This is a genomic window from Nereida sp. NH-UV-3, from assembly GCF_042939535.1.
Lineage (GTDB): Bacteria > Pseudomonadota > Alphaproteobacteria > Rhodobacterales > Rhodobacteraceae > Nereida > Nereida ignava.
In genome coordinates this window covers 275908-301773 of sequence record NZ_CP132157.1, presented here as the reverse complement: position 1 = coordinate 301773, position 25866 = coordinate 275908, and the positions used below count along the sequence as shown (strand labels likewise).

Annotated in this window: 19 protein-coding genes and 1 tRNA gene; 10 read left to right on the top strand and 10 right to left on the bottom strand. The window is 53.2% G+C overall.

Annotated features, from left to right (window positions below):
• Positions 1-4 precede the first annotated feature (4 nt).
• On the top strand, positions 5-625 hold the full coding sequence (locus NeNHUV3_RS01440; protein ID WP_391482032.1) for an NTP transferase domain-containing protein: 621 nt from the start codon (positions 5-7) through the stop codon (positions 623-625).
• On the opposite strand, the gene NeNHUV3_RS01435 is transcribed toward NeNHUV3_RS01440, so the two are convergent.
• Both NeNHUV3_RS01435 and NeNHUV3_RS01430 read right to left on the bottom strand, forming a co-directional pair.
• Entirely contained in the window at positions 608-3841 is a 3234-nt protein-coding gene (locus NeNHUV3_RS01435; protein ID WP_391482031.1) for a Hint domain-containing protein, read from the bottom strand. The genes NeNHUV3_RS01440 and NeNHUV3_RS01435 overlap by 18 nt on opposite strands.
• 636 nt (positions 3842-4477) lie before the next feature.
• Positions 4478-4563, bottom strand: a tRNA-Leu gene (locus NeNHUV3_RS01430).
• A 131-nt stretch (positions 4564-4694) separates the two neighbouring features.
• Here NeNHUV3_RS01430 and typA point away from each other — a divergent pair.
• On the top strand, positions 4695-6509 hold the full coding sequence (gene typA / locus NeNHUV3_RS01425) for a translational GTPase TypA (RefSeq protein ID WP_391482029.1): 1815 nt from the start codon (positions 4695-4697) through the stop codon (positions 6507-6509).
• An 86-nt stretch (positions 6510-6595) separates the two neighbouring features.
• Here typA and NeNHUV3_RS01420 read toward each other — a convergent pair whose 3' ends face one another.
• The 6 genes from NeNHUV3_RS01420 to guaB form a co-directional block, all read right to left on the bottom strand.
• A complete protein-coding gene (locus NeNHUV3_RS01420) occupies positions 6596-6880 on the bottom strand; it encodes a DUF1330 domain-containing protein (RefSeq protein ID WP_391482028.1) in 285 nt (94 codons plus the stop codon).
• Positions 6877-9531, bottom strand: a complete 2655-nt coding sequence (gene alaS, locus NeNHUV3_RS01415) for an alanine--tRNA ligase (protein ID WP_391482026.1) — start codon at positions 9529-9531, stop codon at positions 6877-6879. Before alaS ends, NeNHUV3_RS01420 begins: the two co-directional genes overlap by 4 nt.
• Positions 9532-9709: 178 nt before the next feature.
• Positions 9710-10792 carry a recombinase RecA gene (gene recA, locus NeNHUV3_RS01410; protein WP_391482024.1) on the bottom strand — a complete coding sequence of 361 codons (1083 nt, stop codon included), beginning with the start codon at positions 10790-10792 and terminating at the stop codon, positions 9710-9712.
• A gap of 181 nt (positions 10793-10973) precedes the next feature.
• On the bottom strand, positions 10974-13295 hold the full coding sequence (locus NeNHUV3_RS01405; protein WP_391482023.1) for an ATP-binding protein: 2322 nt from the start codon (positions 13293-13295) through the stop codon (positions 10974-10976).
• 151 nt (positions 13296-13446) lie between these two features.
• Positions 13447-14583, bottom strand: coding sequence for an RsmB/NOP family class I SAM-dependent RNA methyltransferase (locus NeNHUV3_RS01400; RefSeq protein ID WP_391482021.1), 1137 nt, complete (start codon positions 14581-14583; stop codon positions 13447-13449).
• 51 nt (positions 14584-14634) lie between these two features.
• Positions 14635-16083: an IMP dehydrogenase gene (guaB, locus tag NeNHUV3_RS01395; protein ID WP_391482020.1), complete on the bottom strand. Its 1449-nt coding sequence runs from the start codon at positions 16081-16083 to the stop codon at positions 14635-14637.
• 170 nt (positions 16084-16253) lie between these two features.
• On the opposite strand from guaB, the gene NeNHUV3_RS01390 reads away from it, so the two are divergent.
• From NeNHUV3_RS01390 to NeNHUV3_RS01355, 8 genes are all read left to right on the top strand, one after another.
• A complete protein-coding gene (locus tag NeNHUV3_RS01390) occupies positions 16254-17207 on the top strand; it encodes an ROK family protein (RefSeq protein ID WP_391482019.1) in 954 nt (317 codons plus the stop codon).
• Positions 17208-17299: 92 nt separating this feature from the next.
• Positions 17300-17614: a hypothetical protein gene (locus NeNHUV3_RS01385; RefSeq protein WP_391482017.1), complete on the top strand. Its 315-nt coding sequence runs from the start codon at positions 17300-17302 to the stop codon at positions 17612-17614.
• Positions 17611-17979, top strand: a complete 369-nt coding sequence (locus NeNHUV3_RS01380) for a response regulator (protein ID WP_391482016.1) — start codon at positions 17611-17613, stop codon at positions 17977-17979. The genes NeNHUV3_RS01385 and NeNHUV3_RS01380 overlap by 4 nt, the downstream gene beginning before the upstream one ends.
• A gap of 6 nt (positions 17980-17985) precedes the next feature.
• Positions 17986-20088 (top strand): chemotaxis protein CheA, encoded by a 2103-nt coding sequence (locus NeNHUV3_RS01375; RefSeq protein ID WP_391482015.1) that lies wholly within the window; start codon positions 17986-17988, stop codon positions 20086-20088.
• Positions 20089-20100: 12 nt separating this feature from the next.
• Positions 20101-20565: a chemotaxis protein CheW gene (locus tag NeNHUV3_RS01370; RefSeq protein ID WP_391482013.1), complete on the top strand. Its 465-nt coding sequence runs from the start codon at positions 20101-20103 to the stop codon at positions 20563-20565.
• 1 nt (position 20566) lies between these two features.
• The gene (locus tag NeNHUV3_RS01365) at positions 20567-21403 is read left to right on the top strand and encodes a CheR family methyltransferase (RefSeq protein ID WP_391482012.1); all 837 of its coding nucleotides are present in this window, start codon (positions 20567-20569) and stop codon (positions 21401-21403) included.
• A gap of 1 nt (position 21404) precedes the next feature.
• Positions 21405-21791 (top strand): response regulator, encoded by a 387-nt coding sequence (locus NeNHUV3_RS01360; protein WP_048597478.1) that lies wholly within the window; start codon positions 21405-21407, stop codon positions 21789-21791.
• Positions 21791-22120: a hypothetical protein gene (locus NeNHUV3_RS01355; protein ID WP_391482010.1), complete on the top strand. Its 330-nt coding sequence runs from the start codon at positions 21791-21793 to the stop codon at positions 22118-22120. The genes NeNHUV3_RS01360 and NeNHUV3_RS01355 overlap by 1 nt, the downstream gene beginning before the upstream one ends.
• A 28-nt stretch (positions 22121-22148) precedes the next feature.
• Here NeNHUV3_RS01355 and NeNHUV3_RS01350 read toward each other — a convergent pair whose 3' ends face one another.
• Both NeNHUV3_RS01350 and NeNHUV3_RS01345 read right to left on the bottom strand, forming a co-directional pair.
• Positions 22149-22577 carry a chemotaxis protein CheD gene (locus tag NeNHUV3_RS01350; RefSeq protein WP_391482009.1) on the bottom strand — a complete coding sequence of 143 codons (429 nt, stop codon included), beginning with the start codon at positions 22575-22577 and terminating at the stop codon, positions 22149-22151.
• Positions 22578-22744: 167 nt separating this feature from the next.
• The gene (locus NeNHUV3_RS01345) at positions 22745-25768 is read right to left on the bottom strand and encodes a methyl-accepting chemotaxis protein (RefSeq protein ID WP_391482007.1); all 3024 of its coding nucleotides are present in this window, start codon (positions 25766-25768) and stop codon (positions 22745-22747) included.
• Between the last annotated feature and the right edge of the window lie 98 nt (positions 25769-25866).

Here is a 25866-nt window from a genome sequence, read left to right as displayed (position 1 = left end):
CCTGATGCACCTCGCCATTCTTATCCCCGCCGCAGGTGCCTCAACGCGGATGCGCGGCGCTGACAAGTGTTTTGAAGATGTCAGCGACACACCTTGTCTAACGGCAATGGTTCAGCGCGCCCTAAAGGTGACCGATGATGTTATCGTGACGATTCCGGCTGCAGATCATCCGCGCATGAGTTTAACAGACGGCGCTACCGCTGTTGTGTGTGAAAACGCTCATGAAGGCATGTCCGCGTCGCTCAAAGCTGGGGTCGCCTCCCTGCGGTCCCATGTAACCGCCGTGATGATCCTGCCCGCTGACATGCCAGCAATTACCGCCAGTGATCTGTCGATGATGTGGGCCGTATTTCAGGCCTCGCGCCTCAAAATCCTTCAGGCCGCCACTGCCGATGGAAAAGCGGGTCATCCGGTGATCTTTGATCGCTCACTCTTTGCACAATTTGGCGGGCTTTCGGGGGATCGGGGCGCTGCATCTATCGTTACCGACAACACTAAAAATCATGGTTTGGTCCCACTTGAAGGCGACCGCGCCACCCTTGATCTTGATACGCCAGAAGCGTGGCAGACTTGGCGCACCAGCCGTGGGCTGAGCGGTTTGGCTGCCTTACTTGGGAACCAATAGCCGCGCCTCATAGGCTTTCAGCGATTTACGTGCGCTGGTGTAATCCTGCATGCCAGCATCGCTATTCAGTTCCGGAAACAGCGAAAAAATCTCATCGCGCTGAGCGCGGTCAATCCCCCGCATGGTGTAATCACCGGGCTGAAAACTCTCGGACCATGTACCGTCAGACAACACAACCTCATGCTGGTCGAACATGAAGTGGATATAGCTGGCAGTTTGCGTGTTCAGCCGCTCAATTCCATCACTGCCTACCAAATGTTTAGCGCTGACAAGCACCTCACGCTCTTCGAAGTACAGCTCTGCTCGGTCGTTGGCGATCAGCATTCTATGGTTCGGACTGACGATCATATCGCGTTCTGGCAGGTCATTCCCTAACGCACCTGCCCTAATGATCACGGGCTTGAGCTCCGGCGCGCCGGCCAGCCCTTTGTGGTTCACGTCTTTGCGGCCAACCCATCTGATTTCTTGGATACCGTTGTCCCGTGTAATCACGCGGTCCCCCTCGCGCAGGTCTTGGACCAAGCGCTCGCCCTTATCTGTAGCGATGCGCGTGCCCGGGGTGAAACAAGGGATAACATTCTCAATTTCGGAAAACCTAAGCGATCCCGTGACTGCGCCGCCCGCGCCATCAAGAAACCGCACAGTGCCCGCTTCTTCGTCATCGGGGTCCATCTCAACACGCAAATGCCCGCTTCCGCGCAAATCCAGCGTATCTGTGTCCTGCCCATCGGGGTCTTCACCGCCGATGATTTCATCACCCGCACCGTCCGCTGCCGAGGCGACCCGGAACATGTCATCACCGCCTCCACCAAACAGGTGATCCGCCCCCGCTTCACCGTGCAAAACGTCATTCCCAATGCCACCGCTGACATCATCATCGCCAAGGCCCGCAAACACCGTATCATTGCCGTCGCCGGCAACGATGATGTCGTCATTGGGTCCTTCGCCTGTGACCACTTCATCAAGGGCATCAACACGGTCATCGTCAGGATCACTGCGGTAGGCCAGATCAATCAGATCATCACCCGAGGTCCCCATAATGGTCCCGTCCCGAGGTGCCTCATTGACAGTAACAACAGCAATTGCATCCGCCGCGTTCCCTTCAAGGTCTTCTGCGGTGTAGTTTATTGCGGCTTCGCCTGTGAAATCGTCAACCGGTGTGAACACGATCTTGTTGGCGATGATCTCGACGGTGCCTTGGGTCGCTGAAACAAATGCTGAGGTGATCTTTAGTGCACCGCCTTCGGGGTCCTCGTCATTTGCAATCACATCGACAGTGATCGGAATGCTTTCCACTGTGGCCGCCGTATCATCGCGCGCAATCGGTGCGCTGTTAACGCGATCCCCTAAAATTTTCTCGATCTCAGCATAAGCAAGCGAATGGGTGACCGCGCCGTCGGCATCCAGAAACTCAACTCGCCCCGAAGTTGAGTTTTCATCCGCATCAAGGCTGCGCTGAACCACCCGAAAAGGGCCAAGCCCCCGAAGATCAAGAATATCGACGTCATCCGCATCGTTGGCCGTATTTGACCCCGTACCGCCGGTTACAACGTCACCTGCCGTTCCTCCCACGATGACATCACGGTCATCGCCCCCGTCAATCGTATCGGCACCAGCACCGCCTGTAAGGACATCGTTCCCAGCCCCGCCCATCAGCGTATCGCCAAGATCACCTTCTGCATTGTCGATCGTAAGGAACAGATTATCAATTGCCCCAGATCCATGAAGTGTCACAACCAATTGTGCGGTACCGGATTGATCAATGTCGAGGGTAATCGCCTCGCCATCGTCGGTCGATGTTGTCTGGACGCTGAGTAACACGGCTTGATCGTCAAAAAGCGAAACAGTCGCGCCGCTTTCCACATCAAAAAGCGTCAGGGAATGTACCGTGCTGGGGCCATCAAAATCAAAAATAAAACTGCCGCCGCCCGCGTTATCGTCAGGATCGTTCTTGTCGCGGTCCTCAGATAGGATCAGGACTTTGCCTAATGTATCACTGGCAAGGTCCGCATCACCGCCCGTTGGCTGCGCACTATCAAACACCATTACGGGGGTTTTGGGGTTGCCGCTGCTAACCGTAAACCCTTGATGCGCAAGTTGGGTCGTTAGTATCTCGCCTGCTTCAAACCCATTGAAATCAATTACTTGGCTTATGTCCGTTCTGCCACCAACAAGGGTGTCATTGCCATCACCGCCGCGAAGCGTATCCGCACCTGCGCCACCAATAAGTGTGTCATCGCCATCGTTACCCTGCAGATCATCGTTGCCAAAGCCACCTGTAAGGATATCAAAACCGCCATCGCCGATCAGATTATCGATGCCAATGCCGCCAGAAAGAACGTCGCGGCCAAGCCCGCCGTCCAGCGTATCGTCCCCCACGCCACCAACCAGACTGTCTGCGCCGTCATCGCCGTAAAGGGCATCGTCACCTGCACCGCCAGAGACGTAATCCTTGCCAGCACCGCCCCTTAGAAGGTCGTTACCCTCACCGCCAAACACATCATCATAGCCGTCAGCAGCATAAACCGTGTCATTACCCACCCCCGCCAAGACGACATCATCATTTGGTTGCGCACGGGGTAGCAAGGCGTCAGCGTGATCAATCTCATCGCCGTCGATATCTTCAAACCTATGATCAATCAGATCATCATCAAATGTTCCATCCACATAACCGTCGGGATCCTCGTTAACCACCAAGTTGAACCCAATTTCAGAGATACCAATGATACCGCTTGCTGGTAGATCCGTTTCCGACTTTACGTGGATGATCTGCAGCGTTTTCACCGCACCAGAGATGGTCACACCAACCGGAGGCGCTTCAAATAGTTCAGCCATCCCCGTGATCGAATTGCCGTCAACGGATTGCGCGTCAGTGACATTGCTGAACGTTACAGGACGCTCTTTTCCATCTACATCCCGCGCGATAATTGTGACGGTGTCGCCCCACCCGTCCGCATTGCTGCGGTCGATGTCGAGCAAGTTAAACGTCACATCCGTGATAGGCGCTGAAAAACTTAACGACGCAACATTCGGCTGATCCGCATGCTCTGATGTGAGGGCCTGAACACCGTTGAACTCGGTCACTTCGGTTACGGCGCCAGCACCTTTCGGGGGCGTGTCAATAACAACGGCCACATCTGAACTGCCGTTGCTCAGCGTAGTTATTTCGCCGTCGATGCCCGAAACAGAGGCCCAATCAAGAGTGTAGTCGCTCATTAGTCTACTCCAATATTGACACCACCTTGATAAATTCACGGGCATCAATTTCGGGCGGCTGCCCATTGAATACGAAGTCCGCATTGGCAAAGACGCCGAATATAACTGCGCGCGCACATTTGCGCCGTAGCGATACAGGTCTTGCAATGTCGGGAAGGTGCTCTGCACCGGACCATTCACTTACTAGCGAATGGGGCCACTAGGATCGGCCCGCGATCTGCATAAGGTAAGAGCATACAGTCACCAAAGACAAAAATAACGTTAGATGAACAAAATAAGAGGTATCATTGCAATGAGTGGCTGTATTGGACACAAATTTGACAGAGGTTATTGATGGATTGTTTCAACATGCGAGCCTAATCGCGACTCATCGTTAATCATGAAGAACTTTGAAATACGGTGCGTTACAGGCATCAGCTGCCATAAACAGCGTCCAGGGGTTAACCATTACTCAGAAACAATCATCTGGGCTTCAAACACCGCGATTATCATTAACCTAGTTTGAATATTTCTTCGCAATTGCACCACGGAAAGCAAAGACCACACCGCTCTTAACTGTCACGACTAAGAATCACATTTTCCAGAAGACCTCTAAATGCCCGCCGAAACCGTGCGGCGCAGGCATTCAATTTACTGTGGTACCGGTGGTCGGACTCGAACCGACACGATGTCACCATCGGGGGATTTTGAATCCCCTGCGTCTACCATTCCGCCACACCGGCGTAACACAGTAGGCGCGGTTTAGCGCCGGTCTTCGGCGGCGTCAACGGCTTCTCGCACCTTGTCTCTGGCCTTTTTGCAAAAGCCACTATAAGGCGCACACAACACGTCCCTCTATATAGGCAAAAACCCAATGGATATGCGCAATATTGCGATCATCGCCCACGTTGACCACGGCAAAACGACCCTTGTTGACGAACTTCTCAAACAGTCCGGTGCTTTCCGCGAGAACCAAGCAGTGGCCGAGCGCGCCATGGATAGCAACGATCTGGAGCGTGAGCGCGGCATTACGATTCTCGCCAAAGCGACATCCGTTGAATGGAACGGTTTGCGCATCAACATCGTTGACACCCCCGGTCACGCGGACTTCGGCGCCGAGGTAGAGCGCATCTTGTCGATGGTTGACGGTGTTGTTCTGCTCGTGGACGCCGCAGAGGGTCCGATGCCCCAAACCAAGTTTGTAACCTCGAAAGCGCTCGCGCTTGGGCTCAAGCCAATCGTGGTTCTGAACAAAGTTGATAAGCCTGATGCGGAACCTGATCGCGCGCTTGACGAAGTCTTTGATCTGTTTGCCTCGCTTGACGCAACTGACGAGCAACTTGATTTCCCATCGCTCTACGCCTCCGGCCGTAACGGTTGGTGTGACGACAGCCTTGACGGCGACCGTGAGAACCTCGATGCGCTGTTTAAGCTTGTCGTTGATCACGTCCCTGCCCCCAAGCAAATCCAGAAGCGTGAAGAGCCTTTCCGCATGCTGGCAACCACGCTGGGTGCCGATCCGTTCATCGGCCGCATTTTGACTGGCCGCGTTGAGGCAGGCACGTTGCGTACTGGTGAAACAGTAAAAGCGTTGTCTCGCGATGGTACTAAAGTTGAGCAGTTCCGCGTTACTAAAATTCTGGCGTTCCGCGGTCTTGCACAGTCTCCGATCGATGTGGCTGAAGCAGGCGATATCGTAAGCCTTGCGGGTATGACCAAAGCGACCGTGGCCGATACGATCTGTGATCTTTCTGTTGAGGACGCGATCCCTGCCCAACCGATTGACCCGCCCACGATCACAGTGACTTTCGGCATCAACGACAGCCCTCTTGCGGGTCGTGACGGCAAAAAAGTCCAATCACGTGTTATTCGCGAGCGCCTGATGAAAGAGGCCGAAACCAACGTAGCGATCCGTGTCACGGACACCGCCGGTGGTGACGCCTTTGAAGTTGCGGGCCGCGGTGAATTGCAGATGGGCGTTCTGATCGAGAACATGCGCCGCGAAGGTTTCGAGCTTTCAATCTCACGTCCACAGGTTCTTTTCCGCGAAGAAGACGGCCAGCGTCTTGAGCCAATTGAAGAAGTCACGATTGACGTGGATGATGAGTATTCCGGCGCAGTGATCGAGAAAATCACTGGTGCACGTAAAGGCGAGATGACCGAGATGAAGCAACAAGGCGGCAAGACCCGTATTATTGCGACCATCCCGTCACGTGGCCTAATTGGTTATCACGGTGAATTTCTGACCGACACGCGCGGTACAGGCGTTTTGAACCGCGTTTTCCACGGATGGGCACCACATAAAGGATCGATCCCTGGCCGTCGCGCTGGCGTTCTGATTTCAATGGAAAACGGTGTGTCTGTTGCTTACGCAATCTTCAACCTTGAAGACCGTGGTCGTTTCTTCATCGGAAGCCAAGAGGACGTATACCAAGGTATGATCATTGGCGAGCATAGCCGAGAAAATGATCTTGAGGTGAACCCTCTTAAGGGCAAAAAACTGACAAACGTCCGCGCGTCCGGCACAGATGAAGCTGTTCGTTTGACCACTCCAATCCGTTTGTCCCTTGAAGAAGCGATTGCCTATATCGACGATGATGAGTTGGTTGAGGTGACACCAAACGTAGTGCGTCTGCGCAAACGCCACCTTGACCCGCATGAGCGTAAACGCGCGTCACGTTCAGCGTAATCTACCCTTAGAATACTCCAGACATAGAAACGGCGGCCCAATCAAAGGGCCGCCGTTTTACATTGATAGTTAAACTTTCTAAGCGTCTAGATTTCTTCAACAATCACCAATTCACGCTCACTCGCCACCCGCGCATGGACCAATGCCTGCTGATAAGTGGCTGAATTATAGCATTTTTCGGCAATCTCGAGACTATCAAACCGCGCCACTACATTGCGTGGCCGCTCTACGCCTTCTTTTTGAACATACGCGCCGCCACGGGCTAAAAATACCCCGCCGTGTTCGGCAATGGCTTGGGTCGCAAACTTGGCATATTTGGCGTATTCCACGTCATCGGTGACCGTAACGTGACTGATCCAAAGTGCGCTCATCCTTCAAGAACCTTTCGTGCTGCTGTCATCGCGGCATCAGCACCGCTAATGTCTTTTGCTCCGCCCTGCGCCATATCCGGACGGCCACCGCCACCTTTGCCGCCCATTTCGGCAACAGCCGCCTTTACCAAGTCAACCGCAGATACAGTGGCTGTTTTATCATCCGTCACACCGGCAGCGACGGCGACTTTTCCGCCCGCATCAGCAATTAGCAACACAGCACCCGAGCCCATTTGCGACTTCATTTCGTCAATAATGCCAGGCAAGTCTTTACCCGTCACGCCCTGCAAAACTTGCGCCTGAAACGAGGTGCCGTTTACCTCTTCCACTGCCGGTGCTGCTGCAGCACCGCCGCTCATGGCTAGCTCGCGACGCAGTTGTGCCACTTCGTTTTGCAGCGCTTTTCGTTCGTCCATCAGCGATTTTACCCGCTCAGCAACATCCGCAGGCTGCGCCTTCAATGATGTCGCAACTTGCGCCAATCGCTGATCTTGCGCGCTTAGATATTCAAAGGCTGCGGCACCGGTCAGCGCCTCAATACGGCGCACACCGGCACTCGATGCGCTATCACCAAGCGCCACAAACAGCCCGATATCACCCGTCTGGCGCACATGCGTGCCACCGCAAAGTTCAAGCGAATACGTCTTACCATCAGCACCTTTGCCAGTGTCCGCACGGCCCATTGATACAACGCGCACTTCATCACCGTACTTTTCGCCGAAAAGTGCCTGCGCACCCATGTCACGCGCATCATCAGGCGTCATCACTCGTGTCTCTACCGCTGTATTCTGCCGAATGTAGCTGTTCACTTCCGCTTCAACCCGCTGCAGATCTTCAAGGCTGATCGCTGCGTTATGGCTGAAATCAAAACGCAATCTGTCTGGTGCGTTCAATGAGCCGCGCTGCGCCACGTGTTCACCCAAAGTGCCGCGCAGAGCTTCGTGCAACAAGTGCGTCGCAGAGTGGTTCGCACGGATCTGCCCGCGCCGCGTTGGGTCAACGGCAAGTTCCACACCGGCACCAACACTTAACTCACCCGATTGAATGCTACAGAAATGAATAAAGACATCTGCCTGCTTTTTGGTGTCAGCCACTGTGGCCAAGTTGCCATCAAAACTGATCTGGCCCATATCGCCAACCTGACCGCCGCTTTCCGCATAAAACGGGGTCTGGTTTAGTACGATCTGAACCTCGTCACCAGCTTTTGCCGTCTGGACCTGAGCACCATCTTTGATGATCGCAATGATCTGACCTTCGGCGTTTTCAGTGTCATAGCCCAAGAAGTCAGTCGCCCCATGGGCATCCGCGATATCGAACCAAACTTGCGCATCAGCGGCCTCGCCCGTACCAGACCACGCCGCGCGCGCTTTGGCTTTTTGTTCGGCCATGGCGGCATCAAAGCCATCTGTATCTACACCACGATCTTTTTCGCGAAGCGCGTCTTGGGTCAGATCAAGCGGGAAACCGAACGTATCGTACAGCTTGAACGCCGTGGCGCCAGGCAAATCGGCGCCGTCTGGCAGCGAGATCAACTCCTCATCAAGGAGCTTCAACCCACGATCAAGCGTTTGGCGGAAACGCGTTTCTTCAGCACGCAAAGTTTCTTCAATCAAAGCCTGTGCTTGACCCAATTCGGGATAGGCCGCACCCATTTGGCCAACAAGTGCCGGCACCAAACGGTGCATCAGTGGATCAGCGGCCCCCAGAAGATGGGCGTGGCGCATCGCGCGGCGCATGATCCGGCGCAAAACATAGCCACGGCCATCTTTTGACGGCGTCACACCGTCCGCAATCAAAAATGCCGTTGAACGCAAGTGGTCAGCGATCACGCGGTGGTGAGTTTTGCCCGGACCATCAGGATCCGACGACGTGGCATTTGCGCTGGCCTCAATAAGGTTGCGCATAAGGTCCGTGCCATAGTTATCATTCGTACCTTGCAACAACGCCGCGACACGTTCGATCCCCATGCCGGTATCAATTGACTGGTTCGGCAGATCAACGCGGGTGCCGTCTTCGCGCTGCTCGTATTGCATGAAAACAAGGTTCCAGATTTCAACGAACCGATCACCATCTTCCTCAGGGGAGCCGGGAGGTCCGCCCCAGATATGATCGCCGTGATCGTAAAAAATCTCGGAACACGGCCCGCATGGACCAGTCGGCCCCATCATCCAAAAGTTATCATCGGTGGTGATGCGAATGATCCGTTCATCAGGCAGGCCAGCAACCCGTTTCCAGATATCTGCGGCCTCATCATCGGTGTGGTAGACGGTGACATAGAGGCGGTTCTTATCAATCCCGAGCTCTTTTGTGATCAACTCCCAAGCAAATTTGATTGCGTCTGCCTTGAAGTAATCGCCAAAACTGAAATTGCCCAGCATCTCGAAAAACGTGTGGTGGCGTGCGGTGTAGCCCACGTTATCAAGGTCGTTATGCTTACCACCTGCGCGTACACATTTTTGCGCGGTCGTCGCACGTTGGTAGTCGCGGGTTTCCACACCGGTGAATAAATTTTTGAACTGCACCATCCCAGAGTTCGCAAACAACAAGGTTGGGTCGTTGCGCGGCACAAGGGGGCTGCTGTCCACGACCGCGTGCCCTTGCTTTTCAAAGTAGGTCAGAAAGGTCGAACGAATGTCATTCAGCGTACGCATCAGGAGGCCCTTAGGGTTATCGGTGGCAAGTTAATTCACTCTGATTTATCCCTGCAGGCCCAAGGTGTCCATGGTCATTGCACCTGCGGCGAAACCTCACTTACAAACCAAAAGGGCCAGTACTTATGTACTGGCCTCTTCTAAGTTAGCGTTACAACAGACTAACGTGCATCGCCCATTATTCGTCTAGGACATCGTCACCATCATCTTTGACTTGTTCCTCTTTGGGCATCTCGAAATCCAAACCATGCGCGGCGCGGATTTTATCTTCGATTTCCCACGCAACTTTGGGGTTTTCGCGCAAGAAGTTCTTGGAGTTCTCGCGACCTTGCCCCATGCGTTCATCGCCGTAGCTGAACCAAGCGCCAGATTTCTCAACGACACCTGCTTTCACACCCAAATCGAGCAGTTCGCCCATTTTGGAAATGCCTTCACCGTACATGATGTCAAATTCGACCTGTTTGAACGGTGGTGCGACTTTGTTTTTCACAACTTTCACACGGGTCTGGTTACCAACAATTTCATCGCGGTCCTTGATGGCGCCAATGCGGCGGATATCGAGGCGAACAGAACTATAGAATTTAAGCGCGTTACCACCAGTAGTTGTCTCTGGGCTACCAAACATCACGCCAATCTTCATACGGATTTGGTTAATGAAGATTACCATACAGTTGCTACGCGCAATCGAACCCGTCAACTTACGCATCGCTTGGGACATCAAACGGGCGTGCACACCCACGCTGCTGTCCCCCATATCACCCTCAAGCTCCGACTTTGGCGTCAGTGCCGCAACAGAGTCGACAACGACAAGATTAACTGCGCCAGAACGAACAAGCGTATCAGTAATTTCAAGCGCCTGCTCACCCGTGTCGGGTTGTGAGATCAGCAACTCATCCAGGTTAACGCCCAGCTTTTTGGCATATTGCGGGTCAAGCGCGTGTTCCGCGTCAACAAACGCACAAACGCCGCCCTTTTTTTGTTCCTCGGCAACACAGTGAAGCGTCAGCGTGGTTTTGCCAGAGCTTTCGGGACCGTAGATTTCAACGATACGGCCTTTTGGCAAACCACCAATGCCCAAAGCGATATCAAGGCCGAGTGAGCCAGTTGACGTCGCCTCGATCTGCTGAATGGCGTTCTCACCGCCCAATTTCATGATCGAGCCTTTGCCGAATTGGCGTTCAATCTGCGACAGCGCGCTATCGAGCGCTTTTTGTTTATCAGAAGCTTTTTTTTCCATCGTGAGTAGATCTGCCTGTGCCATGAGTTTCTTCCCTTATTTCACAGCGCAACACCCTGAGCAATCACTCACATGTTCACGCCCTGTTCTGTTGTCCTCGTTATGAGATCAAAAGGAGAACATTTCAACATAAATCGTAGTTAGCTCATAGCGCGCCTAGGTAAACGCAGCTTGAATACCCATAAAAACATGAAGATCAGCGTATTTACGCTGGCTCGTCGTGTAGTTGCGCTTTGACGGTATTGGTTAATTCAGACAACGAAAACGGCTTAGGCAGGAACACAGCATTGGGAATCGCTTGTTCCCCTTCTTTGAACGCGTCTTCCGCGTAGCCCGACACAAATACAACGCGCGTATCCGGACGGCCCTTAAGCGCTTGGCGGACCCACGTTGGCCCATCAAGACCGGGCATCACAACGTCCGTGAGGAACATATCAATCTTGGTATCCATGGTCTCAAGCTTTTCAAGCGCCATTTCAGCGCAGTCCGCCTCAATCACGGTGAAACCTTGCATTTTTAGCGCCCGAGACGCAAAGGCGCGAACGGGCGCTTCGTCCTCTACAAGCATGATCACGCCTGTATCTTGAACGACTTGCTCAACGGGCTTTGCTGCTGGCGGTAGCGGTGTTGCGACTGTGGCGCCATCAAACATCGGGAACAAAAGCGTGAACGACGCACCGCGCCCCACAACGCTTTCTGCAAAAATGAAGCCACCCGTCTGCTTGACGATGCCGTAGGCCGTCGACAGGCCAAGCCCTGTCCCTTCACCTGTTTTCTTGGTCGTGAAGAACGGCTCAAAGATCTTACTCAGCTGCTCAGGCGGAATACCGATGCCTTCGTCACAAACGGTGACTTTGGCATAATCACCGATTGGCACGGCAGCACTATCACGTTCCTGCACTTCTGTGACCGTGTAAGCCTCTGTATCAATGGTGATTTTACCACCATCGGCCATGGCATCCCGCGCGTTGACGACCAAGTTCATCAAGACCTGCTCAAGCTGTCGCTTGTCAGCGCGCACAGGCCCGAGCGAGGGGTCATGGGTCAGTTCAAGTTGCACTTTTTCGCCCACAAGCCGGTCCAAAAGATGGGTCAACTCAGAAAGCGTGGTGCGCAGGTCAACCACTTCCATTTTAAGGTTCTGTTTGCGTGAAAACGCCAGCAATTGACGTACGAGCGAGGCCGCGCGGTTGGCGTTTTGGTGAATTTGAAGAAGGTCGGGATATTCCTCATCATCTTGATCGTGACGCAGCAACAAAAGATCACAATGCCCAGAAATGGCGGTGAGCAAGTTGTTGAAATCATGCGCAACGCCGCCAGCCAGTTGGCCAATCGCCTGCATCTTTTGGCTTTGAACAAATTGTGCCTGAAGGGTCTTGAGCTCGGTTGCGTCATTGATCAGCGCCACAACCGAATTGCTGTTCATGCCGTCCAGCTGGCACAGCGTAATTTCAAGGTATCTGTCCTGATCCGTATTCAACACGCGCAATACTTCAGGTTTGCTCAACTTGTGACCAGCCGCAGCTTGGGCCACCCAATGGCTCACATCGCGACCAAGCCCGCCCACAAGGGCCGCGATTGGCTTGCCTGCCACCTGATCTTCCTTAAGGGCCAAACAGGCGGCGGCGTTAGCACTTTGCACAATGCCGTCAGACCCGATTGTCACAACTGCCATCGGCAAACTGTTCAGCACCGCAAGGGGTTCGGGGCCGCTGAGTGTGGTTGGCTCGGCCGTAGTCACTGGGAAAAAGAAAATCTCGCGACGCCCGTCAGGTCCCGCCACGTCACACACACGAACGCTGGCGTGCCCCTGCTCTGTAGCGACACGGTGAATGCGATCAGAGGCAAGCGGCATGTCGCGTATGATATCGCCCAGCCGTTTCGGGCGCCCGCCTAGAAATTTGCGGCAGGCGTCATTCATGAAAAGAACCGTGTCGGTTTTAGACACAGTCATCATGGGAAGTGCGATGCTATCACCCTGCCCGACACCGCCAGTTGGACGCATTTGCTCAAGCCGCCACACAAAACCGCAGCCCTCAAGGTGCTGCACGCTAAGTCGCATTTGCCCCTGTCGGGTAATCAGATCCTCTTGACCGGTGCCCTGTTTGGTCGCTTGCGTATGAAGGCGGTTCACCACGCCTGCTGGATTAGCAAACAAAGGACGGATGACCGCAGCCATCGTCAGGTCTTTACCAACCGCATCAGCTGTGGCCGTTGGATCAGTGCGCGCCATTGCGTTGCGAAACAGCACTTCACCTTCTGGATCGACAATAAACGTTCTAACAGGATCAGCTTCGCACACATCGCGTAGTAACTCTAAGCGCTCAGAATACGCACCACGCCGCGCCCCAATAACTGACCACATCAACGCGCCACAGCTTAGCAAAACGCCAACGCCCATAACGGTTTCGTCAAGACGAATATCCGTAAGCGTAGACAGACCGATTAGCCCCACCCCAAGCACCAAAAGCCCAAGTTGAAGCCCCGCATCACGCAAAAGCCTTTGTGTCGCTGGTGCAAATCGCATCCAAGTGTTCCCCATCTAACCAACGCACATATGCCCGTTACTGGTTAATAAACACTTAATGCGGGTTATCTTTAGGTGAACACAACCTTAAAGTGTATTCATTACAGTAAAGTTGATTAACAGGCGCTAAATACCCGACATGCTAAACACTCTAGGCTTGCTCAAAAATCGCACAAAAGAAGCCATCGCCATCCTGATCCATCGCAAAACGTTCTTGGCGGACACATGTCCACTTTGGCAGCGAAGCCTCAACAAACGCGACTTGATCTTCGTTTTCATCACGTAGCAACGAACATGTCATGTAAACCACCCGTTTCAGCGCATGGCCTTGAGCCTGCCCGATAATATCGCGCTGAAGTTCGACCAGATCCGCCAAATCTTGCTGCGTAAAGCGCCATTTCGCATCAGGTGTACGGCGCCACGTCCCGCTGCCTGAACACGGTGCATCAATAACAACAGTATCAAATTGCTGGGTAATTTCGGTAACTTGAGGAATTGTGACGCCTGCCCGCTCTGCACGTGGGCCGATATCTTTCATGCGCTTCGGGTCAGCATCATGGGCGGTCACTGTGTAGCCCATAGCAGCCAGTGCAAGTGATTTGCCGCCACCCCCCGCACAATAGTCCAGCAACGTCTCACCATCCGCCGCACCAAGCATCAGGCATGCTTTTTGGCTGGACGCGTCTTGTAATTCAACTTCACCAGACAAAAACGGCGCGCTTCGGGCGACTTGCCGCGCCCCTGATGTGACGCGCAGCGCTGTAGTGGCTCCGGCAAGATTTGAAGTAGAAATTCCTTCTTTATCAAGCGCCTGTTCGGCACTCTTAATGTCAGTTTTCTGCGTATTCACACGTAAAAAGACATCTGCCCGCTGTCGAAACTGCTCAGTGAGCTTTTGAAAATCAGGCCCTGCAACGTCGCGCAACTTTGGCAATAGCCATTCAGGTAGATCCACTGCATCCGCATCAGGGGCAAGACGTGCCAGTTCTGCATCAGCAAGGGGTGCAGCCGCATAACCCTGACCAGAAAAAACTTCATCTAGATCAGCATTTTGCGCCAACAAACATCCCGCAACGATCGCACGCCCCGTCTGACCACCGCCCTTAGCTGCAAAAGACGCTTTGGAGCGTAAACAATCGAACACATGATCACGAACCGCTGCACGATCTTTGGAACCTGCGTAACGGTTGCCGCGCGCCCACTTCAAAAGTGCCGCTTCCGCAGGCTGGCCGTCCAAAATTTGGTCTAATACATCAATTGCGGCGGCATAGCGTGCTGCAGGGGTCATTGGTTAATCCTCATGTATTATATGAGCATCACCCCATACAGCATTGTTATATCAAGAAACTCTGTAGTTCGGGCTTTCGCGCGTGATCTGAACATCATGCACGTGGCTCTCTTTCAGCCCCGCGCCGGTGATCTTCACAAACTCACAGCCAGAACGCATCTGCGCGACTGTTGCGGACCCCGTGTAGCCCATTGCAGCGCGCAAACCGCCGACCAATTGGTGCACAACTGCGCCCGCAGACCCTTTGTAGGGAACCTGTCCCTCGATCCCTTCTGGAACCAGTTTGTCACTGGCCGCGTCTTTTTGGAAATACCTGTCGGCTGAGCCGCGCGCCATGGCGCCAAGGCTCCCCATACCGCGGTAGGATTTGAACGAACGGCCTTGATACAAAATGACCTCGCCAGGACTTTCGTCCGTTCCCGCGATCATGCTGCCAACCATCGCGCAGGATGCGCCTGCGGCGATTGCTTTGGCAAAATCACCTGAGAATTTGATACCACCGTCTGCGATGATCGGGATGTCACCTGCTGCAGCTACACAATCCATGATTGCCGTCAGTTGCGGGACCCCCACGCCTGCCACCATGCGGGTGGTACAGATAGAACCCGGGCCAATACCCACTTTGACAGCATCCGCGCCTGCATCGATCAAGGCGCGCGTTGCTGCACCAGTTGCCACGTTACCCGCAACAATTTGTACGTGACCCGCGATTGCTTTGGCACGGCGCACCGCTTCGGCCACACCGCTTGAGTGCCCGTGGGCCGTATCAATCACGACCATATCAACACCCGCGTCAATCAACGCCTCGGTCCGCTCAAAACCTGCGTCACCTACAGTTGAAGCGGCAGCAACACGTAAACGCCCCAACTCATCTTTGGTGGCTTGGGGGTTAATGACCGCCTGCTCGCTATCTTTTAGGGTCAAAAGACCCGTCAGCTTGCCAGCACCATCAACAACCAACAGCTTTTCGATCCGCCGCGAGCGCATAAGGCTGCGCGCTTCTTCCAAATCGGCTGGCTCTTGCAGCATCGCCAAATTATCTGACGTCATCATCACAGAAACAGGCGTATTATCATCCGTTGCAAAACGCATATCGCGGTTTGTGACGATACCAACAACGCGGCCATCAGCGTCCGTGACAGGAAAGCCAGTGACGCGGTACCGCTCCATCAACGCCTTTGCATCCGCAAGGGTTTGATCCGCAGTCAGGGTGATCGGGTTATACACAATGCCGCTTTCAAAGCGTTTCACACGGCGCACATCGCGCGCTTGCTCTTCGATGGTCAAATTACGGTGAATGACACCCATACCACCCGCCTGCGCCATCGCAATGGCCATGCGACCTTCTGTGACGGTATCCATCGCAGAGCTGAGCAGCGGAATGTTGAGCGAGATCGATTTCGTTACAAAAGTCGACGTATCAGCCGTGGACGGCAACACATCAGAGGCCGCAGGGACCAACAGAACATCATCAAAGGTAAGTGCCTCGCGAATTTCCATAATTGATCCCCCTAAGGTGCAGCTTGGAATGCTTCGTTTGACAATGCCCTTTCCCACAGATGCACAGATTTGGCCAGAGGAAATTGCGTTACAGTACGGCTTTCAACCGCTTGCCCAACACGCCAGACGAAGGTACGGAGTGCCAAGCATGTTCTAAGGGGCCTTTTGGTATGACAAAATCGAAGTCTGGCATCGATCTGGTTGTGGATATTGGTGGTACAAACACCCGCTGTGGCTTGGCCCGTGACGGTGTTCTGGACGTCTCTACAAACGCGCGCTTTTTGAATGCGGGCCGCGATGGACTTGCTGGCATTTTGACCGAGTACTTGAGTGCACACAAAGACCAAGACATTGACGGCATATGCGTAGCACTGGCGGGCCCCATCAAGGACGGTATCGGTACGCTGACAAATCTGTCGTGGATCATCCGCCCGCAAGATTTGATTGATCAGACGAACGCGAAAGAAGCGCATATTATCAACGACCTACAGGCCCAAGGATACGGGTTGGCAGGATTGGAACCTGAGGCGTTGGCCCCTGTCATTGATGCCCCAACGGCGCCAAACGGAAGTACGAAACTGGTATTGAACGTCGGCACAGGCTTTAATTGTGCGGGCGTCATTACTCTGCGCAACGGTGTGCATGTGGCCGCCGCGGAAAGTGGCCATATCGGCTTGCCTGTGCGTGATGCTCAGGACCTTGATCTTTCAAACCACGTCAAAAGCGCACACGGGTTTGCGGCCGTGGAAGATGTTCTTTCCGGTCGCGGCCTTGAACGTGTTTACACATGGCGCTCGGGCGGCATTGAGAAATCCGCGGCCGATCTAATGAATGACGCAGAGAACGGCGATGCAATTGCATTAAAGACAGTGGAAAGTTTCATTCGGATATTGGGCGCGGTGGCGGGGGATCTTACTCTGATCCACCTGCCCTATGGCGGCGTTTATTTTGTAGGCGGCGTGGCACGCGCCATGAAACCCTATTTTGAGCGTATGGGTTTTGGCGAGAACTTTCGTGATAAAGGGCGCTTTGCTACGTTTATGGACGATTTTTCCGTACAGATCGTAGAAGATGACAACGCAGCTATGATCGGCTGTGCGCAATTCCTCAAAAATTCGCGCTAAATTTTAAAAATCAAAGCCACGCCGGAAACCTTTTCTTAACAGAGCACCCGCTACTCCTCAGCCTTAACACGGCACAAAACAGGAGTGATTGCGTGAATACTGGAACAGATTTGGGCGCCCTAGATGGCTCTCAGGCCCCATCCGCCACTCTGACGTTACCTGCCAAGCTGGATTTAGCGGCTTACGAAGGTGTTCTGCAGGGTCTCACGACCGCCGCGCCGAATATCGCAATTGATGCAAGCGCTGTAGAAAGCGTGGGCACACTGTGCCTACAGGCCTTGATGGCCGCGCATCAGTCCCACCCTGTTAGTTTTTCAATCACAGCAAGTAGCGATGCATTCGCCGGCCAAACCGCGTTTCTAGGCGCACCTTTTGCACAGATTATTCCGCAAGGAGGCGCGCTATGAGCCTTTCTATTTTGGCCGTCGATGACAGCAAGACGATGCGCGACATGATCGCGCTCACTTTGAATGCTGCCGGTATGACAACAACGCTGGCCGAAGACGGGGTGCACGGTGTTGAAACCCTTGAGGCAATGGACCCGCCAGACGCAATTATCTCAGATATCAACATGCCACGCCTCGATGGTTTTGGTTTCATCGAAGCGGTCCGCGCTCGCGACGCATTCAAGGGTACGCCAATTTTGGTTCTGACAACTGAAAGCGGTGCAGACCTCAAGGCGCGCGCCCGAAGTGCCGGTGCATCGGGCTGGATTGTGAAGCCGTTCGATCCCGAAAAACTCGTACGCGCGCTTAAAATGGTTGCGGGGTAAAAGCAGATGACTGACCAACTTGACCCCCTTGCTGAAATTAAGGCCTCGTTCTTTATTGAATGTGATGAGCTGCTCGAAGCGCTCCAAGACGGCCTTGAAACAATGGACAGCCCCGAGCGCTCCGCAGAGACCATCAACGTGGTTTTCCGCGCCGTCCACTCCATCAAAGGGGGTGCGGGTGCATTCGGGCTCAATGATTTGGTCAATTTTGCACATTGCTATGAAAGTGTGCTTGATAATGTGCGCTCTGGCCTTCTTGAACCTGACACCGACATCATGCGCACGTTTTTTCAAGCGGGCGATATTTTGCAAGATCTCGTGCGGCTGTCGCGCGATGAATTACCGATTGAGCCCGACCTAACAGCGGCAACATTGACGGACCTCGAAGCGCTATTATCGGACGAAGTTGAAGAAACCGTTGAATTTGCGCCTCTCGTACTCAGCTTTGATCTAGACGAAGACTTCGGACTGGATGATGTGGCGCCAAAGCCCGCACAGCATTCATTCAAGTTTCAGGCCAGCGCAGAGCTCTACGCAAGCGGCAACGAACCAGCCAAACTTTTCCGCGCGCTCACAGAACTTGGGACTGTCACCTGCACACCCGACCTGACGAAGCTGCCGAATTTAGGCGAGTTGGCAAATGCAGAGTGTTTTATACCGTGGCACATTTCTGTCGACACTGATCGTACGTTCGAAGACGTTCTTGAGGTTTTCGATTTCGTTGATGGGCTTTGCACAATTGAGCAAATCACGCCACAAACAGACGCCCCACTCCCACCGATCGACCTGCCAGATGTTGCTAGTGTTGCAGAATCTGAGGCCCTCGCACCCGACCACATTGAAGAACCGACTGATGTGAAGCCGGCAGAGCAGCCTTCTACCGAACCAGACAGCATGAAAGTAGCGGCGCCCAAAGCGACAGTTCGCGTGGATGTGGACCGTATCGACAGGCTGGTTAACCTTGTGGGCGAGTTGGTTATCAATCAGTCGATGCTGTCTCAAAGCATCGTGTCAGCACAGGCCGCAAACTCTACAGAGGTCGAAACAGGCCTTGAGGAATTCATGCGCCTTACCCGCGACATCCAAGACAGCGTGATGATGATCCGCGCGCAGCCCGTAAAATCTTTGTTCCAACGGATGTCACGTATTGTGCGTGAAAGTTCAGCCGCAGTGAAAAAATCCGTTAAATTGATCACCGAAGGTGACGACACAGAAGTCGACAAAACGGTCATTGAACGGCTTGCAGACCCTCTTACCCATATGATCCGAAACGCCGTTGATCATGGGCTTGAAGCGGCGCAGACACGCGTTGCGAACGGCAAAGCAGAGCAAGGTGTCGTCCGCCTGCGCGCAGCGCATCGATCGGGTCGCGTTGTGATTGAGGTGAGTGATGACGGTGGTGGCATCAACCGCGATCGCGTGAAGCAGATCGCTATTGAAAAAGGTCTCATTCCAGAAAATGTTCTTCTCAGCGATACCGAAATTGACAATTTGCTGTTTATGCCGGGGTTCTCTACGGCGGCCGAAGTGTCTAATCTGTCTGGCCGTGGTGTCGGGATGGATGTCGTGCGAAGCGCCATTCAAAGTCTCGGGGGGCGTATCACGATCACTTCCGTGCCTGGGCAGGGCACGACATTTTCCATCAGCCTGCCGCTTACCCTCGCCGTTCTTGATGGCATGGTGATCGATGTTGCCGGGCAGTCCGTAGTGATGCCCCTGGCCGCGATAAGCGAAACAATGATGCTGGGGCCAGATGAGCTTAAGCCACTTGGGGCAAATAGCATGCTGGTGCAGGTCAGGGAGCGCTTTTTGCCGCTTATTGATCTTGCGGAAAAACTTGGGTTCAGCCCAAAGCGCACGGATTTCAAGAATTGTATCGCGCTGCTTATTGCCAATGACGACGGTCAAGAAGCGGCAATCGTGATTGATGCAATCCAAGATCAAAGGCAGGTCGTCATCAAAGGGTTGCAGGATGCTTATGGCAACATTCCAGGCGTCGCCGCTGCAACGATCTTAGGAGACGGCAAGATCGCTCTAATCCTTGATCCAGGCGACATCGTTGTGCGCGGCATAGATCATACGGACACAGCACAACCGCCAAGCGCATAATTGGAGATGACCATGGACCAAAAGACCCCCTCCCAAACCGGGCGCGAAATTGAACTTTTGTCGTTCAAAGTGAACGATCAAGAATATTCACTCGATATCATGTCAGTGCGTGAAATTCGTGGGTGGAGCAAAGCAACGCCTCTACCGCATTCGCCGCCCTACATGCAGGGCGTGATTAATCTGCGCGGAAGTGTGCTGCCTATCGTTGATCTATCTATTCGGTTCGGCTTGGCCGAACGCGAGGTAAGCCCGCGTGACGTGATCATCGTTGTTAACGTTGACGACCAAACGGTTGGCCTGCTGGTAGACGCAGTCGTTGATATTCTTTCCATCAATACGGATGCAATCGACCCACCGCCCGAAATGGGGGACAACACAACACGGTTTGTGGATGGGCTGATTATCCAAAATGACCGTATGATACGGTTGCTAAGTCTGAAAGCGGCTGTCCCAGCAAAAGAAACGAACGCGGCATAAAATGACATCGGAAACGCGCACAGCGCTGCTTACTGACGCGCATTTTGAAGCAGTTGCCGCAATGATGTATGCACGAACGGGAATTGTACTGGAAACGGCCAAGAAGCCGATGGTGCAATCCCGTTTGGCCAAGAGGTTACGCGCGACAGGGCTATCAAATTTCTCCGAGTATCTCAAAAGCGTTGAAGATGCTGAAGGGGAAGAGTTTGGGCATATGTTAAGCGCTCTCACAACGAATGTGACACGGTTTTTCCGGGAACCACATCATTTTGACTACCTTATTGGAGAATACCGAACAAAATTGGAAGCTAGGCTCAAACAGTCCGAGCCTTTGCGTATTTGGTCAGCCGGCTGCTCAACAGGTGAAGAGCCCTACTCGATCGCAGGATTACTTTTGAACGAATTTGGGCCACAGTCCAACTTTCGTATTCTCGCCACTGACATTGACCCACAAGTGGTCGAACGCGCCAGAACCGGTGTTTATACCCCCATAGATCCGGCCTCTGCATTTGGGCGCGTAAACAAAACGCTCTTTGGCAACGACGTTGGCCTGTCTTCAGGAACTGTCTCATCGAACATTCGCAAACACATTGTTTTCGGAACCCTTAACCTGATTTCGGATTGGCCAATGACCAAACAGTTCGACCTGATCTTTTGCCGAAATGTTGTCATTTATTTCGACGCAGCGATACAGGCGGGTTTGTGGCCGCGTTTTCAGGCCACCCTAAAGCCCGACGGGATCTTGTTTTTAGGACACTCAGAGCGGCTTGATGACCCCCACCAGCTCGGCTTTGAAGCGGTTGGCACAACTATTTATAAATCAAATTCACGAGGCTAGTATGGCACTTAGAGACCAAATTCGCGTTATGATCGTTGACGATATGTCGACAAGTCGCGGCCTTCTTGCACAAAGCCTCGACGGTTTTGGCATTCGGCAAGTACTATCCGCGCCGGACGGAAAAACAGCGCTAGCAATGATTGCTAAGACGCCCGTCCACCTTGTGTTGTCGGATTACAATATGCCCGAGATGGACGGGCTGCACCTTCTGCATGCTCTGCGCAGTAACCCCGCGACTAAGGGGATTGGGTTCATTTTGATAACTGGCACGACGAACCCTCAGGTGATTGAGCACGGCAAAAAACTTGGCATGAACAACTTTATCAAGAAGCCATTTCAAAACGCCGATCTATTGAAGTGCATTGAACAAGTTACGGGCCGCCTTTGATGCGGACTGAGCTACCCCACGCAGAGCTGATTGCAGCAATAGCGACTCTAAATCACGCACTCAGAACCTGCCTTGATAATATCGAGGCCGGCTTCATTGGTTTGCCCGAGCCCCATCAGTTAAAGGCCGGCATCACGCAGTTGCAGGAAATAGATCGCGCACAACAAATAAATGATGATATCGCATCAATCGTGGTACTTTTGAATGCCAACCCAGTGATAAAAGTTTCTGAAGTCTTGCAGTCTGTGAAGCTGGAAATCAGCCTTGTTGCACTGGGTCTGAAGGATACACCCAACCGCGCAACAAACGGCGCAGTTGAGCTTTTTTAACAACTTTGTGCAAAAGCGCAGCCGCGTTTTAAAATAGCTCAACATCACCCACATCCTTCATAACTGAACGCGGAATACGCGGTGGCGCGACGACGATATCTTCGACGAATTTCATTTTTACGCGACCTGTCGTGGGCCAGAAATGAACCCGTCGCGCTTTGTCACCACCAAGACTGCTAGCATCCACGTCGATACCTTCGCGTTGCAGATAGCTTTCCGCAAAGGCCCCGTTCGTCTCACCAACAGTCGTCAAGCCACGCGTAATTTGCGCACCGCCAAATAATTTAGCATGAAGATTTGCGCGAACGGCACCAGCCTTCAATGTCGCATTAATCAACCGTTCAATTTCGTTCGTCGATGCGCGAACACCATTGGGATCATTAAGAAGTTTTCCTGCCAACAGCATATGGTTCATACCACCAACACCTGTCTCGGGATCAAATAGACAAACCGACACACACGAGCCCAACAACGTTGAGATGCATTCCAAAGGCCTTGCTGATACTTTAATTTCACCCTGGATGAGTGGCACCACTAAACCATCACGTTGACCGCGCACCCCACTTTGGGAGCGCGCGGTCACTGAGCCAGACCTTTGAGGATTTAGGGGCGAACGGATCACTCCTAGAATTCCTCCCAACCATCATCGAGCACGGCCTCGCCCGTCTCACCTACGGCTACGGGGCGTTTGGTTTCAACGACTTGCTTCACGGTTCTATTCGGTTGCATGTCCACAACGTTTTGTACGCCTTTGGTTGTAACAAATTTTGCCATAGATGCGCGCAAGGCGTTTGCCTGTTGTGTCAAAGAATGGCTGGCTGCCGTGGTCTCTTCAAACATCGCGGCGTTTTGTTGGGTCACTTGGTCCAACTCGTTGATCGCACTGTTAATCTCGGCAAGGTTGCCAGATTGCTCTTGCGCGGATTGTGCAATTTCACTGACGTGCTCTGCGATTGTCTTTACGGACTGAACCAGCCCCGTTAGCGCAGTCCCCGTATTGCCGACCAGCCCAACACCCTTTTGAACTTGGGTTGTACTCTGGGCAATCAAGTCGTTGATTTCTCGCGCCGCGTCAGAAGATCGCTGTGCGAGCGCGCGCACCTCTGAGGCAACAACTGCGAACCCGCGTCCGGCATCACCCGCACGCGCCGCCTCAACGCCGGCATTGAGGGCCAGCAAGTTAGTTTGAAATGCGATATCCTCGATTACTCCGCTGATTTTCGAAATTTGACCCGATGAACTTTCAATTTCACCCATCGCAACAACAGCTTGTTGAACCACTTCACCGCTTTCCTCAGCGTTTGTACGTGCCTCAATAACCACATCGCTGGCCGTTTTTGCGCCTTGAGCGGCAGAAGCCACGGATGTCGTCAACTCATCAAGCGCGGCTGCAGTTTCTTCCAAAGATGCTGCCTGCCGTTCCGTGCGTTGCGACAGGCTGTCTGCTGCACTCGAAATTTCAGCAGCCTCACCGCGAATAGTCTCTGCATTTTCGCCAACGCCTGCGATAGCGTTCATCAGCGTTTGACAGGTGCGGTTGAAGTTATCGCGCAACATTTCGTAGTCTTCATGGAAGGGTTCATGCAAACGCACCGTCAACTCGCCATCAGCCAAGCGGTCCAGACCCATTTTTAGAGCATCAACAACCTGCTTTTGCGCTTGTGCTGTCTCTTTGCGGGCGGCCTCTGATACTGCAATCGCTTGCTGCACTTTGGTTACGTCGTTGGCGAGCAGTACAACCTGGCGGACGTCATCATCTTGGTCACGTACAAAATGAAAGCCACCCTCAAAGTTGACAGTCTGACCGCTGCTAAGCGTCAGTTCAAACAGCCCCATGTAGCCACCTGATGCAATAACATCATGCCAACGCAGTGCTCTGTTATCCGCAAGGTCACGGAAGTTCGCAAAGAACCCGTTACGCATCCCCTCCTCACCAACGGCGTTCTTATAGATCTCATTGGCCGAAATAATGTCACCAGTTGGCGTCAGTTCAACTTTCGCCTGCTGCTGTTCGATTGCGTCCAAAATAGCCGCAGTTGTACGTCGTTCAGTTACATCGCCAACTTCGACCACGATGCCCATAACTTCGTCATTCTCACCGATGATATCATTCATCGTTACAGAAATTTGCTGATCTTCGTGGGACACGTCCAGTTTCGTGGGAAAGCTCGACGCCTTGGTGACTGCATCTTCGAGGAATGGCGCAAGCTTTGCGATAGGTTGATCCAGATCATCTTCGTCGCAGTTCAATCCAAGGGTTCCAAGCAACTCAAAGAAACTCTCGTTGGCGTAGACCACATGCTTCTGACCGTTCATAACAAACATCGCCCCAGAGCCACTTTGAAAGGCAGCGCCTTTCAGCATCGCTTCCAGTTGTTGTTCTTCAGCGGAGCCAAGTTTTGTCCTGAATTCGTCAAGAGTTCCCGCGATTTGACCAATTTCATCACCGCGGGAAAGTCCTCGAACAGTCGTGTCATAGTCACGGCCTGCAACGCGGCGCATGTCGCTTGCCACATGGAGCAATGGTTTACTCACAGAGCGAGCCAAGAAAAAGCCAATCACAACAATAATCGCCAATGTCGCCGCAACTTGCACGATTAGGCTGTTGCGCAATTCAGCCGCACGTTCAAAAACCTCTGACATGCGCGAGACAACCACCATTTTCCACGTTGTTCCATGAAAGTTCAGCGTGGCTTTTCCGACAAGAACGGGCTCACCAAAAAAGACGGCCTGCAGCACGGAAGCTTCGGAATTGTAAAGCCGTTCGAGAGCTGTTTCATCTAGAACTGATTGGAGCGGCACTTGGTCAGCAAATGTTCTCGGCTGGGTTTTCAACTCACCGTCAGAGCTAAGAAGAAACGCATCACCAGTCTCACCAAGACCGGCTGCGTCGGTCAAAAGGGCTGCAACTTTATCGGTCGGCAATTGTAAAACGACCGCACCGGCCATATTTCCAAATTGTGAGAAAATGGGCCGCCCAACAAAACTTGCTGGCGCACCCGCGCTTGGGGCGTATGGCTCAAAATCTGTGAATGCAGCAGTCTCGCTCAACTCACCATTAGCAATCTGAACAACCTTCTGAAAAGCTACGCTCAGGCCTGATGACTTATACGGCCCAGTGAGAATGTTCGTGGCAAAATCAGCCTCTTTTTCCACCGAGTAGATCACATTGCCAGAATTATCGATCAAGAACAGGTCATAATAACCGCCCCGCTCGCCAAGCGTACGCAAAACCGGATGGTGCGTTTGGTGAGCTTGGCTATACCGCCCGCCAGTTTTCAACACCTCAAGCTTGTCGCGGTCGCCCAAAGCAAAAGGGTTTTCATCAATAAACTGCCGCTGAAGTGCTGCAGTTGCAGAGCCCTCCGAGCTTAGCCCCGACCACGCATAGGAAAAATCTTCCAGCGCCGTAACCGCCGCAGAAGCCTCTGAAATCGTCTCCAACTCTTTGTCGACGCCCTCCAACCAAAGGTCGAGCTTGGACCGACGATCAGCAGCAAGACCCGTCAATCGTAATTCGGCGTCTTTCAGCAACACCTCGCGCGTGTCGTGATACGAAAAAAACGAAGTAATCGTAAGTGAAACGGCGGCCAGCAGCACCATCGCAATTGGCAGCCAAGTTGAGATATTGATCTTTTTCAAGCCCATGCGGAAAACCCTTTTTTGCTCAAACATATGGCCCAGAGATACCGGAGCCTTTGCGCAAGCGTTGACCGTCAGACATGAAAAAATGCTTAAAGAGGCGC